The following is a 16,101-nucleotide window of genomic DNA, read 5'->3' as shown; positions in this document are numbered from 1 at the left end:
CCGCCTTCCATCGTTCCGTGGTCGCCACGCCGGTGAAACACCGTGGCGGGATGGGCACACCATCGCTGCAGGAACGGTAGCAAGCAACGTGCCACCGCGCGGCCTCGCACACCGCCCGCGGTCGTCCCGAGTTGCCCGGACGCCCCGGACCTGGGCGCATCCGCTACAATCGCGCGGATTGAACGGGGAACATCCGCAATCTCCATGCGCCTGCTGCGACGCCTGAGCCGACTGATCCGACTGATCCCGCACATCGCCGTGGGCCTGTGGCAGGCAGCGACGATTCTGCCCCATGACCGCCCACCGCGCAGCCGACGCGAATGGGAAACCGTGCGCCGCTGGATCTACCGGGCGCTGGAGATCGTCGGTGTGGAGGTCCGCGTCCATGGCGAGCTCCCCGACGGGCCCGCCCTGGTCGTGTCGAACCATATATCCTGGCTCGACCTCGGTGCGCTGATCCCGGTGGTCGACGCCGGCTTCATCGGCAAGAGTGAACTCGAGCACTGGCCGGTGCTCGGTTTCCTGATCGCCCGCGGCGGTACCGTCTTCATCGATCGCCGCGGCAACGATTCCGCGGCCCGCATCACCCGCGAGATGATCCGCCGCCTGGAACAGGGCGACCGGGTCGCGGTGTTCCCCGAGGGCATGACCAACCGCGGTCCGATGCGCCGCTTCCACCCGCGCCTGTTCGAGGCCGCCCGGGCGACCGGCGCACCGATCCAGCCGGTCGCCCTGCACTACGACAACGACGTCGCCCCCTTCGTCGACCACATCGGCTTCGTGCCCCACCTCTGGCGCGTGCTCGGCGAACGCCGAATCACCGTCGATGTCTGGCTCCTGCCGCCGATCGTCACCGGCGACCGCGACCGGCGCTCGATCGCGCGCTCCGCGGAAGAGGCCGTCCGCAAGCAGTTGGCGGCAGCGACCGCCGAGGAAAGCGTCGTAGGCGGTAGTGTTTCCGGGTGACGCTTTACCGACATTCCTGCGTGGTGCTTCTTTCGGGCGCTGTCCGCGGTTCTCGCCAAGGCGCGAAGGGCGCCAGGGGACGCAAAGGAAATCAAAGGCTCGTTCGGAATGATCCCGTGCGCGTTTTTTATGCAGGTTGGCTTTGGCGGAAATCCGACAGGGCCCGATACGCGTAAGCGGTACGCGCCGGACAATGTCGGCAATCGCAGGCGGTCACGGGGATCGGCGATGTTACTCGCACGCTGACTCAGCGCAGACCATTCTCCCTCCTTTTTCTTCTTCTTCGCGTCCCTTGGCGCCCTTCGCGCCTTGGCGAGAACCCCGGACACCATCCGAAACGAGCGGCCCGTCGAGAACGTGCAGAAGCGGTCACGACCGTGCGGGCGCCACCGAGACCGCGGCCACGAACAGCAGCGCGCTCGCCACGACCATCGACGGGCCCGCCGGGCTGTCCCAGGTGAGGGAGGCCAGCAGACCGGCGGCGACCGCGAGGGCCGCGACCCCGGCGGCCAGCAACGCCATCGATGCCGGGGTACGGGCAAAGCGGCGGGCGGTGGCGGGCGGGATGACGAGCAGGGAGGTGATCAGCAGGATACCGACCAGACGCATCGCCACGGCGACGACGATGGCCAGCAGCAGGACGAACACGAGGCGCACGAGGGTGACCGGGATGCCTTCGACATGGGCCAGATCGGCGTGCACGGTCAGGGCCATCAATGGTCGCCAGAGTGTCACCAGCAGGAGCAGCACGACGGCGCCGCCCGCCAGAATCCAGCCGATGTCGCCCGCGGTGACCGCCAGGATATCGCCGAACAGGTAGGAGAACAGGTCGACGCGCACGTTCTCGAAAAAACTCAGGACGACCACGCCGAGTGCCAGCGTCGAGTGCGCGAGGATGCCGAGCACGGTATCGACGGCGAACTCGCTGAAGCGTTGCAGCGTGACCAGCACGGCCCCCGTCGTGAGCGCGGCGAGCAGCACGCCCAGCATGGGCTCGGCGCCGAGGACGACCCCGAGTGCGACACCGAGCAGCGCCGCATGCGAGAGCGTATCGCCGAAATACGCCATGCGCCGCCAGACGACGAAGCAACCGAGCGGCGCCGCGACCACCGCGACACCGACGCCCGCGACGAGCGCGCGCCAGACGAACGGATCGGCCAGCAGGTCCATCCCGATTACTCCCGCTCGACGACGTCGCCATGGACGTCGTGCTCATGGTCGTGTTCGTGGGTATAGACGGCGAACTCGCGGTCGATCGGACCGAACAGCCGCCGGTATTCGGGATGATCGGTGACGCTTGCCGGCTCGCCGGTGCAGCAGACGTGGCCGTTGATACACAGCACCCGATCCGTCGCCGCCATCACCAGATGCAGGTCATGCGAGACGAGCAGCACAGCGCAGCCGCGGCGCTCACGCAGACGCGCGATGAGCCTGTACAGCTCGCGCTGGCCCCCGATATCGACCCCCTGGGCCGGTTCATCGAGCACCAGCAGATCCGGTTCCCGCAGCAGCGCGCGCGCCAGCACAACGCGCTGGAATTCCCCGCCCGAGACCTGCTGCACGGGGCTGTCGAGCAGATGCGCCACACCGACTTCGGCGAGGGCCGCACGATACGCATCGCGCCCGGCGCGCCGGCCCAGCCCCAGGAAACCGGATACCGACAGCGGCAGCGTCGGTTCGATATGCATCCGTTGCGGGACGTACCCGATGCGCAGTCCCGCGCGTCGCCGCACCCGCCCACCGCCAGGGCGGAGCAGGCCGAGCAGCACCCGCACGAGGGTGGTCTTGCCGCCCCCGTTCGGGCCGATCAGGGTCACGATCTCGCCCGCGGCGATGGTGACACCGACATCATGCAGGATCGTGCGATCACCGAAGCGTACGCCGATGTCCTCCGCCCGGATCAGGGCCTCGCCCTCAGCCATTGCGGCAGTCTCCGCAGGTGCCTTCGACTTCGGGCAGTACCTCGTCGCCGAGCTCGAACCCGGCCTCCTGCGCCGAGCGCGCGACCGCGCGCGCGACGCGCTCGTCCTGCCATTCGAGCGCGCGGCCGCAGTGAGCGCAGACCAGGAACACGCCGCCATGCGCTCCGGTCTCCGGATGATCGCAAGCGACGAAACGACTCTGGCTGGCGAGGCGATGGACAAGACCGTGAGCCTGGAGGAATTCGAGCGCCCGGTAGACGGTCGGCGGGGCGGGATGCCCCCCTTCGTCACCCATGCGATGCAGCAGTTCGTAGGCCGTTACGGGTTCACCGGCGCGCACGATCAGTTCGTACACGAGCCGGCGCTGGGAGGTGAAACGGGCACCGCGGGAACGGCAGACCCGCTCCGCGCGGTCGATCGCGGCGTCCGGGTCGACGTGCATGTGGCCATGGTCGGTCATGTAACGAGCCTTGCGCTAGAACACGATATAACATAACATTCCGCGCGCCCGACGTCACCCGGATCCCGTCATGCCGCGCTCCTTGCCCGCCGCCCTGTTCGCGCTCGCGCTCCTCGGCGCCGCCTCCGCCGCTGCCGCCGGTCCGCGCGTGGTCGTCTCGATCGCCCCGCTGCACTCCCTGGTCGCGGCCGTTGCCGGCGAGCGGACGGAGCCGCACCTGATCGTCCCGGCCGGCCAGTCCCCGCACACCTTCTCGCTGGCGCCGTCCGATGCGCGCGCCCTGGCGCGTGCCGACATCGTATTCAGCGCCGGCGGCGCGACCGACCGGTTCCTCGAGCGCCCGCTGGATTCACTCGCCGGGGACGCGGTCAAGGTCCGCCTGCTGGACATGGACGGCGTCCGCACGCTCGGGGCCCGCAGCGGCGGTGTCTGGCGTAACCCGCACGGGGGAGAGGACGGCGGCGAGCAGGACACAGCGCATACGGGCGATGGAGACGAAGGGCATGGACACAAGCACGGCGACGACCCGACGCACGGAGACCCATCGGCTGAGACCGTTGACCCCCATGCCTGGCTGGACCCCCGCAATGCCATCGCCTTCGTCCGCGCGGCCGCGCAGCGACTCGGTCGCATCGACCCGGAACATGCGGGCGTGTACCGGGCCAACGCCGACGCGACGATCGAACGCATCAAGGCCATCGATATGGCCCTGAAGAAGCAGCTCGAACCGGTGGCCGAGCGGCCGTATCTCGTCTTCCACGACGCCTACCAGTACTTCGAATCGCGCTACGACCTGACACCGGCCGGTTCGATCGTGGTCGACCCGGGAAGGCCTCCGGGTGCGCGCCGCCTGTCGGAACTGCGCGAGCGGATCGGGGCCCTCGGCGCGACCTGCCTGTTCGTCGAGCCGCAGTTCGAACCGCAGATCGCCCGCACCATCGCCGAAGGGACCGGGGCGCGCATCGCCGAACTGGACCCCCTTGGGGCCGGGCTCACACCCGGGCCGGATCTGTACCCGGATCTGCTGCGGAAACTCGGTGAATCGCTGCGCGCCTGCCTGGCCGGGTCGGTCAGGTCCGACGGCGGATCAGGCTGAGGCCATCGCCGACCGGGATCATGCTGAGATCGACCCGGTCGTCCCCGTGGACATGGTCGTTGAACGCTCGCACCGCCCGGGTGGTCTCATCGTCACAGCCGGGATCGGCGACGCGTCCCTTCCAGAGCACGTTGTCGACGGCGATGAGTCCGCCCGGCCGGACCAGGTGCATGCAGGATTCGTAGTATTCGATCTGCCCTTCCTTGTCCGCATCCAGATAGATGAGATCGAAAATCGCGGCCACGCCATCGACCAGCCGTTCCAGGGCCGGCCCGGCCTCGGCGATCCGCAGATCGATCCGATCGTTCACCCCCGCCGCCGTCCAGGCCTCGCGGGCAATCGCGGTGGCGTTGTGATCCCGGTCGACACAGACGAATCGCGCCTCCGGCAGCACGGGCGCGAGCCACAGGGGCATGTACCCCGTGAATGTACCGACTTCCAGCACCTGGCGTGCCCCGCACAGACGCGCGATGAGGGCCAGCAACTGGACCTGTTCCGGCGAACTGATCTGGCCGCCGTTTTCGAGTCCGGCGGTGCGTTCGCGCAGGCGCCGGCAGTCGGCGGGCTCGCGCAGCGCGTGTTCGGCCAGATAGCGCTGCAGCGCATCGTCGAGCTGGAGCGTATGTGCGGACATGGGACCTCCGATGCGGGCGCCGGCCTCGCGCGGGTAACGGCTTTCCACCTATACTCGCCCGCCAGCGCCCGCCGGAGAAACCCCCAATGGCCGATCCCCGCGTTGAACTGATCGACTACTACCGGCTGTTACGACGGCATGGCTACAACGATTCCCACTCCGGCAACGGTTCGGTGCGCCTGGAAGATACCGCCTGGGTGACGCCCACGGGGGCCTGCGGTGACACGCTCACGTCCGACGCCCTGGTCGGCTGCCCGCTGGACGCCCCGCCGCCCACGGGGGCATCGCTCGACGCCGCACTCCATCTCGCGGTATACCGCGCCCGCCCCGAAGCCCGCGCGGTTCTGCACAGCCACGGGCCGCACGCGATCGCGCTGTCCCTCTCGGGCGAGGATTTCGTGCCGGTGGATTTTGAGGGGGCCGCGTATTTCCCCCGCGTGCCGGTACTGGATATCGCCTACGCCGACTATGTCGCGCAGTCGCCGGCCGCCGTGGCCGGCGCCCTGGCCGAGCACCCGGTCGCGATCGTCCGCGGCCACGGCGTCTATGCCTGGGGGGAGACGCTGGACCGGGCCTACAAGTGGAACTGCTCGCTGGAGGCCAGCGCCCGCATCGCATGGCTGGCGCGGGTCGCCGGTATCGCCCCCCGGGATTGAGGCGGCAGGCGGCGGGGTTGTAGGCGCGTTTTCGCCGAAGGCGAACGCGCGCATTCGGAGGTTCGGCGGGATCAGGCGCTTCAGGCGGGCTGCGCGCATTCGACCGGTGCGGTGGCGCCGGTCGAAGACGCGCCTACGGCCTACACCATCGTTGACGATGGATTCAGATCTCCATCATCTCGAAGTCTTCCTTGCTGGCGCCGCAGTCCGGGCAGGTCCAGGTGACCGGGACGTCTTCCCAGCGGGTGCCGGCCGGGATGCCCTCTTCCGGGGCGCCCTGCGCCTCGTCGTAGATATAGCCGCAGACGATGCACATGTATTTGCGGTATTCCATCATGCCTCCTGAAAGCTGGGCGCAGGCGGCGGCCGGGACGGCTGCCGGGGTGACTGCAGGCGCGGGATTTTCCCACAGCCGGGGTAACGGTGGAACCTGTATGCGGCACGCATGACACGGCCAACGCGAGCGAACCATGAAAACGGACAAGATGGACCGATCCCACTCGACGCGCCCCCCGTTGCGCGGGCTCTACGCGATCGCCGACCGCGAAACCATCGGCGACGAGCGCTTCGGGGAGGCCGTTGAAGCGGCGCTCCGGGGCGGTGCCGTCATGGTGCAATACCGGGACAAGGGGACGGACGCGGCGCGCCGGCTTCGGGAGGCACAATCGCTCGTGCGGGCCTGCCGGCGCTTCGGGGCGCGCTCGATCATCAACGATGATCCGGCCCTCGCGGCCGAGGCGGGCGCCGACGGCGTCCACGTCGGCGCGGGTGACGGCGACCCCATCGCCGTGCGTGAACGCCTGGGGCCGCATGCCATCATCGGGGTTTCCTGTTATGACCGGCTTGATCTGGCAACGCAGGCGAGCGCTGCCGGTGCCGATTACGTCGCCTTCGGCCGCATGTATCCGTCGACGACCAAGCCCGGCGGGCCCCGACCCGACCTCGGGCTGCTGGCCCGTGCCCGCGAGGCCACCGGCCTGCCCATCTGCGCGATCGGGGGGATCACCACGAACCGGGCCCCGGAGCTGATCGCGGCGGGCGCGGATCTGCTTGCCGTCATCGGCGACCTCTTCGAGCGCACGGACACCGCCGCCCGCGCCGCCGAGTATGCGACGCTTTTCGAGACATCATCGGCCCGCCAGGATCGTCCCTGAAGCACGACACGGGCGCGGCTAGGCCCGGCGGGGCCCTCAGCCCGGAACGCGACAACTGTTACACTGCGACGCTTTCCAGCAAAGACCACAGCGGAACCATGACCGAGAGTGAAAAGCTGTTCGAGCGCGCGAGCCACCGCATTCCCGGCGGCGTGAACTCACCCGCCCGTTCCTGGCGGAGCGTCGGCGGCACCCCCCTGTTCCTGGAACACGCCGAAGGGCCGTACGTGTGGGACGCGGACGGCAATCGCTATGTCGACTATGTCGGCTCGTTCGGGCCGGCGATCGTGGGCCACGCCCGCGGAGAAGTCGTCACGGCCGTCCAGTCGGCGGCCTCGAAAGGCCTTTCCTTCGGCGCGCCGACCGCCAACGAAAACGCCATGGCGGAGCGGCTCTGCGACCTCGTGCCCTCACTCGACATGGTGCGTCTGGTGAACTCCGGTACCGAGGCGGCGATGAGCGCGATCCGCCTCGCCCGCGGCGCGACCGGGCGCAACAAGGTGGTCAAGTTCACCGGCTGCTACCACGGCCACGTCGACGCGCTGCTGGTCCAGGCCGGGTCCGGTGCACTGACCCATGGCATCCCCGGCTCGCCCGGAGTGCCCGAGAGCGTCGTCGCCGACACCATCAGCCTGCCGTACAACGACATCAGCGCGGCCTTCGATGTGTTCACCGAATACGGCGACGAGATCGCCTGCGTGATGGTTGAACCGGTCGCCGGCAACATGAACTGCGTGCCGCCGGCGATGGGCTTCCTTGAAGGCTTGCGCGACCTGTGCAGCGATCACGGCGCCCTGCTGATCTTCGACGAGGTCATGACGGGATTCCGGGTCGGGCTGCATGGCGCCCAGGGCCGCTACGGCGTCACGCCGGACCTGACCGCCCTCGGCAAGGTCATCGGCGGCGGTCTGCCGGTCGGCGCGTTCGGCGGCCGCCGCGACATCATGGAACACCTGTCGCCGCAGGGGCCCGTCTACCAGGCCGGTACGCTGTCCGGCAATCCGCTCGCCACGGCGGCGGGACTCGCGACCCTGGAGATCGTGTCGCAGCCGGGATTCTACGAGGCCGTCGAGGCCACGACGGAACGGCTCGTCACGGGCATGCGCGAGCGCGCCGAGGCCGCGGGCGTCCCGCTCGCGACCAATCACGTCGGTGGCATGTTCGGCCTGTTCTTCACCGACCGGCCCGCCGTGCGCACCTTCGAGGATGTCCAGTCCTGCGACACGGACCGCTTCGCCCGCTTCTTCCACGCGATGGTCGCGGGCGGGGTGTACATGGCGCCGTCGGCGTTCGAGGCTGGATTCGTATCGGCCATGCATGACGATACGGCGATCGAGGCAACGCTCGATGCCGCCACCGACGCTTTTGCCAGCCTGAATGCAACCACGGAGGCCGCGCGCCATGGATGAAACGCTCAAAGACGAACTGACGAGCCGCGATAAATGGCTGCGCCTGCTCTACATCGTCGTGTATGTGGTGATGTTCCAGCTGGCCGAACTGATCCTGGCCGCGATCGTGGCCATCCAGTTCCTGTGGCACCTGTTCACCGGCGCCCCGAATCCGAGTCTGCGCGAATTCGGTCACCGCCTCGGCGCGTGGCTCGCCGAAACGGTGCGCTACGCGACCTATGCGAGCGAGAGTCGGCCGTGGCCCTTCGGTCGACCCTGGCCCGACGCCAGGGATCTGCCCGAGCGCGAGGAGTGAGCCGCGACGCATGAGCGAGACCGCCACGGGGCTGCAGGCCGTCATCTTCGACGTCGACGGCACCCTGGCCGACACTGAGCGCCACGGACACCGGGTCGCCTACAACCAGGCGTTCGAAGACCTTGGCGCCGATTGGGAGTGGGGCGAGACCCTCTATGGTGATCTGCTGCGCGTAGAGGGCGGCACGGAGCGCCTGCGGCATTACCTGCGCGAATACGAACCGGACTTCGAGCCGACCGAGGGCCGGGCCGCCTTCGTCGGTGCCGCGCACCGGCGCAAGAACCTCCATTACCACGCGATGCTCGGGGCCGGCGACGTCCCCCTGCGCCCCGGCGTGCGCCGCCTGATCGACGAGATCCGCGCGGCGGGTCTGAAGCTGGCGATCGCCTCCTCGAGCCTGCGGGCCAATGTCCGCGCGCTGCTGGTGAACGCGCTCGCGCCGGACGCGGAGACATGGTTCGACGCGATCGTCACCGGCGATGACGCCGCGACCAAAAAACCCGATCCCGACATCTACCGCCGGGTGCTGGAGCGCCTGGATCTGCCGGCGGATCGCTGCGTGGCGATCGAGGATTCCGAGAACGGTTGCCGCGCCGCCCTGTCGGCGGGCCTGCCGACCATCGTGACCCTTAGCAGTTACACCCACGAGCACGACTTCACGGGGGCCGTACTCGTGGCCGATACGCTCGGTGAACCCGATCGCCCATGGCGGGTGCTTGCCGGCAACGCCCATGGTCACGACTGGCTCGATCTCGAAGGCCTGCGCCAGCTGCACGCGCACGCGGTGGCGGGAAGCGGGGAATGACCCTGGCGGAGATCCTGCCCTTTCTCGCCCTCGGGGCGGTGGGCGGAACCCTCGCGGGTCTGCTCGGCATCGGCGGCGGCATCCTGATCGTCCCCGGCCTCGCCTTCCTGCTGGGCGACGGCACGGTCCCCACGGACCGGCTGATGCAGTTCGCGGTCGGCACCTCGCTGGCGACCATCGTCGCGACCGCGCTGTCGTCCATCCGCGCCCATCATGGTCGGGGGGCGGTCGACTGGCCGGTGATGGCGCGGCTCACCCCGGGCATTATCGCGGGCGCCCTGCTCGGGGCCGCGATCGCCGATCTGCTGCCCACACGAACACTGGCGATCGTGTTCGGCGTATTCCTGCTGGTCGTCTCCGTGCGGCTCTTTCTACCGGGCCAACCGGCCGCGCATCGCCGACTCCCGGGCTGGCCCGGCACGAGCGCGTACGGCGCCGGCATCGGCACCCTCTCATCCCTGCTCGGGATCGGTGGCGGCACGCTGACCGTGCCACTGCTCACCTGGCACAACACCGACGTACGTGCCGCGGTCGGCACCGCTTCGGCCTGCGGCCTGCCGATCGCCCTCGCCGGCACCGTCGGCTTCATCGTCATGGGCCTCGGCACCAGCGGACTGCCGGCCGGCGCGACCGGTTACGTGTACTGGCCGGCGTTCCTGGCGGTCGTCCCCACCAGCATGGCCTTCGCGCCCCTGGGCGCGCGTCTGGCGCACGCGCTGCCACGAATGTTGTTGCGGCGGGGATTCGCGATCTTCGTGGCGATTGTCGGTGTGCGAATGTTGATCGGGTAAAGGCGAAAGAAAACCGATCTCTCGCCAAGACGCCAAGTGCGCCAAGGAAGGCGAGAAATAACACTCGTAGGCGCGTTTTCGCCGAAGGCGAACGCGCGCAGACAGCGTGCCCATGCCCACAAGCGCGTCACCATCGGCGCGGTTCATGCCGCCATTGTCCGGCGCGAAAGCCAGTGGCGGATGAAACACCCCGGTACGCCGGACAAGGCCGGCCTACGCTTTGACTTCCTTGGCGCACTTGGCGTCTTGGCGAGAGATCGGTTTCCCTTCGGCTTTCATCCCTCCCACACCAATGTCTTGAACATGATATGGGCGTCGACATAGCCGTGGGTGGGATGCCGGAACGCGCCGGGGAGTGTCCCGACGATGCCGAAGCCGTGTTTTTCCCACAGGTGGATGGCGCCTTTGTTGGTCTCCACCACGAGGTTGTACTGCATCGCGCGGAATCCCATCTGCACCGCTTCGACCTGGGAGTGTTCGCACAGGGTTCCGGCGATGCCCTGTCCGCGCGCGCTCTCGGCCACGATGTAGCCGCAGTTGCACACATGTGCCCCCGGACCCGGCTGGTTCGGCTTGATGTAGTAGGTGGCGACCAGCTCGCCGGCCGGATTGAAGGCCACCCAGGTCGCGCTCGGCGCCTCGACCCAGCGCGAACGCGCCTCGGCCGGGTCGATGTCCGTGGGGAAGGCGTAGGTCTCACCCGCGCGGAAGACCGGCTCGAGCAATGCCCAAAGTGCCGGCCAATCGCGCTCTTCGAACGTGCGCAGCTCGATCATGTCCTGCCCATGCGTTGTTGCGGCTGTGCGGCCCCGGCTTAGAGACCGTAAACGGTCTCCTACGGCTGCGCGAGCATACCGCGTTTGAGGTCACCGTCCGGCGGCTCCGGCCCGAGGAAGACCGCAAGCAATGCCCGGAAGAAGCCACCGCCCTCGATCACCCCCGCGCGCTGGCCATTGATCCGGACTTCGGTGCCCTGCCCGGGGATATACTCCAGCGTGAAGCGGTCACCGGCCGTGGCGTCGGGAAACAGGTCGATGAAGCGATCGATCCGTTCGCCCAGCGGCTCCAGAGCCGCATCCGCGTTGTTGGCGGCGAACCCTTCCTGCCATGCCGCGGCCAGCTTGTCGCTTGAGACCTCGTCATATATGAAGTGCATATCGATACGCCCGGGCTGGTCGGTGTCCAGGATCCGCTCGACGGGCTGCTTCGTGGTCGGCAGATACAGCGCGCCGACGTAGATATCGAAGAAGAACTTCTCGCGCAGCCCGGCACCGTGCAGGGGCAGTTCGGTGCCGTCGCGGGTCGTCACCCGGTCATCCAGGCGAACCCCACCGATTTCGGAGGCGCTCGCCGCGCCGGGGAGCAGGCTCAAGAGCAGCACGCAGCTTACGATCCATCGGCGCATGGCGACCGTCCGTTCCCGTGTGAACGAAGCATAACCCCGCGGCGGGGAACTGCGACAGGACTCGGGGGCATGGAAGCCTGGTCAGCGCTCAGTCCGGCCACAACACGAGCAGCCAGACGCTCGCGGCCAACAGAAGAGTCAGCATGACGGCCGCGGAACCGACGTCCTTGGCGCGGCCGGAGAGCGGGTGCTCGCCGGCGCCGAAACGATCGACGACCGCCTCGACGGCGCTGTTGAGCAGCTCGACGATCGGCACCAGCAGGATGCTGGCGACCAGCAGGGCCCGCTCGACCCCGCTCGCCCCCAGCCACAGGCCCAGTGGCACGAGGACGGCGGCGAGCACCGCTTCCTGGCGAAAGGCCGATTCGTGACGCCAGCAGGCAGCGAGGCCCTGCAGCGAGAAACGCGTGGCATGGACGATACGCGTGATCCCGGTGTAGCCCGGTTTCATGGCGATATTCCCTTCGGACGGTAGCGGCGCGCGTGTGGGCCGGTGTGCGGATCCCTGAACATGGAATACGCCTCCGCGCGCTGCCGCTTCGTGCAGGACTGACCGGACCGCCGCGCGGCCCGGGGCATCATGCGACCGGCCGATGTCCCGCGTGTGACAGACCGCCGCGGCCCGGGCGGGCCATCCGGCTCAGCCCTCGGCGGCGGCCGGCGTCGAATCCTCCGGGGACCAGCGCAGATGCAGTTCACGCGCGGCGCGCACCTCGTCCAGGCGGCGCAACGGCAGCGTATGCGGGGCGGTACGCAGGAGTTCGGGATTGTTCTCGGCCTCGTCGCGGATCGTCCTGAACACCTCGACCATACGATCCAGGTCTTCCTTCGCCTCGGTCTCGGTGGGCTCGATCAGCAGGCACTCCGGCACCAGCAGCGGGAAATACATGGTCGGCGCGTGGAAGCCGTAATCGAGCATGCGCTTGGCGAAGTCCATGGCCGAGATGCCGAACCGGTCATGCTCGCTCTTGAGCGTAACCAGGAACTCGTGGCTCGCGCGCCGCTTCGGGAAAGCGACCTCGAAGCCGGCCTCGCGTAACTGTGTCATCAGGTAGTTGGCATTGAGCGTGGCGTACTCGGCGACGCGCTCCATGCCGCGGCGCCCGAGCATGCGGATATAGACGTAGGCCCGCAGCAGCACACCGGCGTTGCCGGCGAATGCCGTCATCCGGCCGATCGTGTCCGGGCACTCGGCCTCGGTGCGCCAGACGTAGCGGCCGTCCTCGTGCGCGACCATCGGGGTCGGCAGATAGGGCAGCAGGTTTTCGCGCACGCCGACGGGACCCGCACCGGGACCGCCCCCGCCATGCGGTGTCGAGAAAGTCTTGTGCAGATTCAGGTGAATGACGTCGAAGCCCATGTCACCGGGGCGCACCTTGCCCAGGATGGCGTTGAGGTTGGCGCCGTCGTAATACAGCAGCCCGCCCGCCTCGTGGACGATGGTCGCCATCTCCTCGATGTTGCGCTCGAACACGCCCACCGTGGAGGGATTGGTCAGCATGATCCCCGCGGTCTGCGGACCGACCGCCTCACGCAGCGCGTCGAGGTCGACATCACCCTCGTCGTCGGTCGGGAGTTCACGCGCCTGGTAGCCGCACATGCTGGCCGAGGCCGGGTTGGTGCCGTGGGCCGCGTCCGGCACCAGGATCTCCCGGCGCTCGGTATCCCCGCGGGCATCGTGGTACGCGCGGATCATCGACACACCGGCGAACTCGCCCTGGGCGCCCGCGGCCGGGGCGAGCGACACGCCGCGCATCCCGGTGACCTCGGCGAGGATGTTCTGCAGATCGTACATGCAGGCGAGATACCCCTGCCCCGCTTCCGGCGGTGCCAGCGGATGACGCTCAAGGAAACCGGGCAGCATCGCCAGCGCGTTACACGCGCGCGGGTTGTGCTTCATCGTGCACGAGCCCAGCGGGTACACGTGCGTATCGATGGAGAAGTTCAGCTGCGACAGGCGCGTGTAATGGCGCACCGCCTGGAGCTCGGAGACCTCGGGCCAGCGCGGACGCGCTTCACGGCGCAGTGCCTCGGGGAGGTCATCCGGCTCGGGGGCCGGCGGCAGCATCTGTGCGCCGTTGCTGCGCCCCGGATGCGAATGGTCGAAGATCAGTTCGGTCATGACAGCAGTTTCCGATCAGTGTTGACCGGGACACCGGCCGTAACGGCAGGGCGACCCGGTCGCTGCGGGTTCCGGTCTACGCGACCGCGCGGGCCAGCGCCTCGGCGAATGCCTTGCGCTCGTCGTCGCGGTGCAGCTCGGTCGCACAGACGAGCACCGCATCGCCCAGTTCGTCGTAATACGGCGCCAGCGCGAGTCCCCCCAGGATGTCCTCGCCGGCCAGATCGCCGAGCACGTCGGTCACCGGACGGCCCTCGATGCGCAGTACGAATTCGTGGAAGAACGGCCCGTCGAAGGCGGCACTGACGCCGTCGATCGCGCACAGTTCGTCGCGCAGCGCGCGTGCGTTGGCGTGGCAGTGCCGCGCCACGCGCTCGAAGCCCTCGGGCCCCATGATCGACATGTACAGGGTCGCCGCGGTGACCATCAAACCCTGGTTGGTGCAGATGTTCGAGGTCGCCTTCGAGCGGCGGATATCCTGTTCGCGTGCCCGCAGGGTCATGACGTAACCGGTGTTGCCGTCGGCGTCCAGGGTGCGCCCGACCACGCGGCCCGGCATCTGGCGGGCGAGGTTCTTACGCGTGCAGAGGAACCCCATATACGGCCCGCCGGCGGACAGCGGTATCCCCAGAGGCTGGCCCTCGCCGACAACGATGTCGACGCCGTTGCCGCCCCATTGCCCGGGCGGCGTCAGCAATGCCAGCGCGGTCGGGTTGGCGACGGCAATCACCTGGGCGCCGCGTTCATGCGCCCGATCGGTCAACGCGTCGACGTCCTCCAGGCGGCCGAAGAAGTTCGGCTGCGGGATCACCACCGCGGCGACCGGGTCGTCGCCGAGGACGGCATCGAGCTGGTCCAGCGGCGTCGTGCCGGTCGACCGGTCGAAATCGACCTCGACCAGTTCGATCCCCTGGTTGCGCACGATCGTGCGTGTGGCATCGCGGTAATGCGGATGCACCGCGCGGGGCACGATTACGCGCTTCGATTTGGCCTTGCGGTTCCCGCGTACGGCCATGAGGATCGCCTCGGCGAGGGCCGATCCGCCGTCGTAGAGCGAGGCGTTGGCCACTTCCATGCCCGTGAGTTCGGCCATCATGGACTGGAACTCGTAGGTCACCTGCAGCGTGCCCTGGCTCGCCTCCGCCTGATATGGCGTATAGGCGCTGTAGAACTCGCCGCGGGTGGTGAGCTGCCAGATGGCCTGCGGGATATGGTGCGGATAGGCGCCCGCGCCGACGAAACACAGCGGGCGACCTTCCTGCGCCGCCCGGCGCTCCATCAGCCGATTGACGGCCATCTCCGGCATGCCTTCCGGCACGCCCTCGAGCTCGCCGGCACGCAGCCCACCCGCGATCTCATCAAACAGCCCGTCGATATCCTCGACGCCGATGGCGTCGAGCATCGTGCGGACATCGGTATCGGTATGGGGAATAAAAGGCACGTCGGCTGTCGCCTCCTCAGTCTTCTTCGGACTCGGCGAAGGCCTCGTAATCGGCCGCGCTCATCAATTCGTCCAGGGCGTCCGGATTCTCGACCCGCAGCTTATAGATCCAGCCCTCGCCGAACGGATCGTTGTTGACCAGTTCGGGGCTTTCGTCGAGCTGCTCGTTGGCACCGACCACCTCACCGGCCACCGGCGCATAGACATCCGAGGCCGCCTTGACCGATTCGACGACGGCGGCGGCGTCACCGGCCCCCAGACTCGATCCGGTCTCCGGCACCTCGACGAACACCAGATCACCCAGCTGCGCCTGGGCATGGTCGGTAATGCCGATCGTCACCACGGCGTCGTCCTCGAGACGGAGCCACTCGTGGTCGCGGGTGTATTTCAGATCACTCGGTACTTCACTCATGGACTGGTCTCCCTCTGACAGGGTTGCCGCGCTCAGACGGCGGGCTTGCCTTTACGAACGAACGGGTAGTCGACGACCTGGGCCGGTACCCGCCGTTTGCGAATCTCGATCTCGCAGTCGCCACCGGAGCCGGCCGGCACCCGGGCCAACGCGATGGGCCGCTCCAGGGTCGGCGCGAACCCGCCACTGGTGACGATGCCCTCGCCGGCATCGGTATGCACCACCTGCCCTTCACGCGGGACCGCGCGCCCTTCCGGCAACAGGCCCACCAAGACGCGATCGGCGCCCGCCTCGCGCTGTTTCGCCAGCGCTTCGCGGCCGATGAAATCGCGCTCCGCGGGGTTCCAGGCGACGGTCCAGCCGAGCCCCGCTTCCAGCGGTGTGGTTTCTTCGTCCATCTCGTGACCATACAGCGCGAGACCCGCCTCGAGCCGGAGCGTGTCGCGGGCGCCGAGACCGGCCGGCGAGACACCGGCCTCGATCAGCGCGTCCCACAGGGGCGGCGCCTTGTCCTTCGGCAGCATGATCTCGTA

Annotated in this window: 20 protein-coding genes; 8 read left to right on the top strand and 12 right to left on the bottom strand. The window is 68.5% G+C overall.

Translation table 11 applies throughout. The features are described 5' to 3' along the window. Window positions 1-204: 204 nt before the first annotated feature. Window positions 205-966 (top strand): lysophospholipid acyltransferase family protein, encoded by a 762-nt coding sequence (locus A0W70_RS12105; protein WP_067562688.1) that lies wholly within the window; start codon window positions 205-207, stop codon window positions 964-966. Window positions 967-1,335: 369 nt separating this feature from the next. Here the strand turns inward: A0W70_RS12105 and A0W70_RS12100 are convergent, their stop codons facing one another. Genes A0W70_RS12100 through A0W70_RS12090 form a run of 3 tightly spaced genes read right to left on the bottom strand, consistent with a single transcriptional unit; the run spans window position 1,336 to window position 3,348 of the window. Beyond that, on the bottom strand, window positions 1,336-2,136 hold the full coding sequence (locus A0W70_RS12100) for a metal ABC transporter permease (protein WP_067562684.1): 801 nt from the start codon (window positions 2,134-2,136) through the stop codon (window positions 1,336-1,338). 5 nt (window positions 2,137-2,141) lie between these two features. Next, window positions 2,142-2,888, bottom strand: a complete 747-nt coding sequence (gene znuC, locus A0W70_RS12095) for a zinc ABC transporter ATP-binding protein ZnuC (protein ID WP_067562680.1) — start codon at window positions 2,886-2,888, stop codon at window positions 2,142-2,144. Continuing rightward, window positions 2,881-3,348 carry a Fur family transcriptional regulator gene (locus tag A0W70_RS12090; RefSeq protein ID WP_067562676.1) on the bottom strand — a complete coding sequence of 156 codons (468 nt, stop codon included), beginning with the start codon at window positions 3,346-3,348 and terminating at the stop codon, window positions 2,881-2,883. Before A0W70_RS12090 ends, znuC begins: the two co-directional genes overlap by 8 nt. A 70-nt stretch (window positions 3,349-3,418) precedes the next feature. Here A0W70_RS12090 and A0W70_RS12085 point away from each other — a divergent pair, with 70 nt between their 5' ends. Next, window positions 3,419-4,444, top strand: a complete 1,026-nt coding sequence (locus tag A0W70_RS12085; RefSeq protein WP_067562673.1) for a zinc ABC transporter substrate-binding protein — start codon at window positions 3,419-3,421, stop codon at window positions 4,442-4,444. On the opposite strand, the gene A0W70_RS12080 is transcribed toward A0W70_RS12085, so the two are convergent. Next, window positions 4,419-5,078, bottom strand: a complete 660-nt coding sequence (locus A0W70_RS12080) for an O-methyltransferase (protein WP_067562845.1) — start codon at window positions 5,076-5,078, stop codon at window positions 4,419-4,421. The two genes, A0W70_RS12085 and A0W70_RS12080, sit on opposite strands and share 26 nt — an antisense overlap. A gap of 86 nt (window positions 5,079-5,164) precedes the next feature. Between A0W70_RS12080 and A0W70_RS12075 the strand changes: the two genes are divergently transcribed. After that, window positions 5,165-5,734: a class II aldolase/adducin family protein gene (locus A0W70_RS12075; protein WP_067562669.1), complete on the top strand. Its 570-nt coding sequence runs from the start codon at window positions 5,165-5,167 to the stop codon at window positions 5,732-5,734. A gap of 163 nt (window positions 5,735-5,897) precedes the next feature. Here the strand turns inward: A0W70_RS12075 and A0W70_RS12070 are convergent, their stop codons facing one another. Continuing rightward, complete coding sequence (locus A0W70_RS12070) at window positions 5,898-6,068, bottom strand: rubredoxin (RefSeq protein ID WP_067562666.1); 171 nt, start codon at window positions 6,066-6,068, stop codon at window positions 5,898-5,900. 136 nt (window positions 6,069-6,204) lie between these two features. Between A0W70_RS12070 and thiE the strand changes: the two genes are divergently transcribed. The 5 genes from thiE (at window position 6,205) to A0W70_RS12045 (ending at window position 10,188) form a co-directional block, all read left to right on the top strand. Next, window positions 6,205-6,888 (top strand): thiamine phosphate synthase, encoded by a 684-nt coding sequence (thiE, locus tag A0W70_RS12065; protein ID WP_217495441.1) that lies wholly within the window; start codon window positions 6,205-6,207, stop codon window positions 6,886-6,888. Between the two features lie 98 nt (window positions 6,889-6,986). Then, on the top strand, window positions 6,987-8,297 hold the full coding sequence (hemL, locus tag A0W70_RS12060; protein WP_067562662.1) for a glutamate-1-semialdehyde 2,1-aminomutase: 1,311 nt from the start codon (window positions 6,987-6,989) through the stop codon (window positions 8,295-8,297). Further along, complete coding sequence (locus A0W70_RS12055; protein WP_067562659.1) at window positions 8,290-8,592, top strand: DUF4389 domain-containing protein; 303 nt, start codon at window positions 8,290-8,292, stop codon at window positions 8,590-8,592. The genes hemL and A0W70_RS12055 overlap by 8 nt, the downstream gene beginning before the upstream one ends. A gap of 10 nt (window positions 8,593-8,602) precedes the next feature. Continuing rightward, entirely contained in the window at window positions 8,603-9,397 is a 795-nt protein-coding gene (locus A0W70_RS12050; protein WP_067562656.1) for an HAD-IA family hydrolase, read from the top strand. Further along, window positions 9,394-10,188 (top strand): sulfite exporter TauE/SafE family protein, encoded by a 795-nt coding sequence (locus tag A0W70_RS12045; protein ID WP_175443115.1) that lies wholly within the window; start codon window positions 9,394-9,396, stop codon window positions 10,186-10,188. Before A0W70_RS12050 ends, A0W70_RS12045 begins: the two co-directional genes overlap by 4 nt. A 275-nt stretch (window positions 10,189-10,463) precedes the next feature. On the opposite strand, the gene A0W70_RS12040 is transcribed toward A0W70_RS12045, so the two are convergent. The 7 genes from A0W70_RS12040 to A0W70_RS12010 form a co-directional block, all read right to left on the bottom strand. Then, window positions 10,464-10,964, bottom strand: a complete 501-nt coding sequence (locus A0W70_RS12040) for a GNAT family N-acetyltransferase (RefSeq protein WP_067562653.1) — start codon at window positions 10,962-10,964, stop codon at window positions 10,464-10,466. A 59-nt stretch (window positions 10,965-11,023) separates the two neighbouring features. Next, the gene (locus tag A0W70_RS12035) at window positions 11,024-11,593 is read right to left on the bottom strand and encodes a chalcone isomerase family protein (protein ID WP_067562649.1); all 570 of its coding nucleotides are present in this window, start codon (window positions 11,591-11,593) and stop codon (window positions 11,024-11,026) included. 88 nt (window positions 11,594-11,681) lie between these two features. Continuing rightward, window positions 11,682-12,044, bottom strand: a complete 363-nt coding sequence (locus A0W70_RS12030; protein ID WP_067562646.1) for a diacylglycerol kinase — start codon at window positions 12,042-12,044, stop codon at window positions 11,682-11,684. A 189-nt stretch (window positions 12,045-12,233) separates the two neighbouring features. Then, entirely contained in the window at window positions 12,234-13,715 is a 1,482-nt protein-coding gene (gcvPB, locus tag A0W70_RS12025) for an aminomethyl-transferring glycine dehydrogenase subunit GcvPB (protein WP_067562643.1), read from the bottom strand. A 76-nt stretch (window positions 13,716-13,791) separates the two neighbouring features. Then, on the bottom strand, window positions 13,792-15,156 hold the full coding sequence (gcvPA, locus tag A0W70_RS12020) for an aminomethyl-transferring glycine dehydrogenase subunit GcvPA (RefSeq protein ID WP_067562640.1): 1,365 nt from the start codon (window positions 15,154-15,156) through the stop codon (window positions 13,792-13,794). Between the two features lie 16 nt (window positions 15,157-15,172). Then, complete coding sequence (gene gcvH / locus A0W70_RS12015; RefSeq protein WP_067562636.1) at window positions 15,173-15,568, bottom strand: glycine cleavage system protein GcvH; 396 nt, start codon at window positions 15,566-15,568, stop codon at window positions 15,173-15,175. Between the two features lie 32 nt (window positions 15,569-15,600). Continuing rightward, window positions 15,601-16,101, bottom strand: a 501-nt coding sequence (locus A0W70_RS12010; protein ID WP_281182045.1) for a glycine cleavage T C-terminal barrel domain-containing protein, incomplete at its 5' end; no start/stop codon positions are given.

Origin of the sequence: Halofilum ochraceum (assembly GCF_001614315.2) — a bacterium.
Taxonomy (GTDB): Bacteria; Pseudomonadota; Gammaproteobacteria; order XJ16; family Halofilaceae; genus Halofilum; species Halofilum ochraceum.
This window is presented reverse-complemented; position numbering and strand designations above follow the sequence as displayed.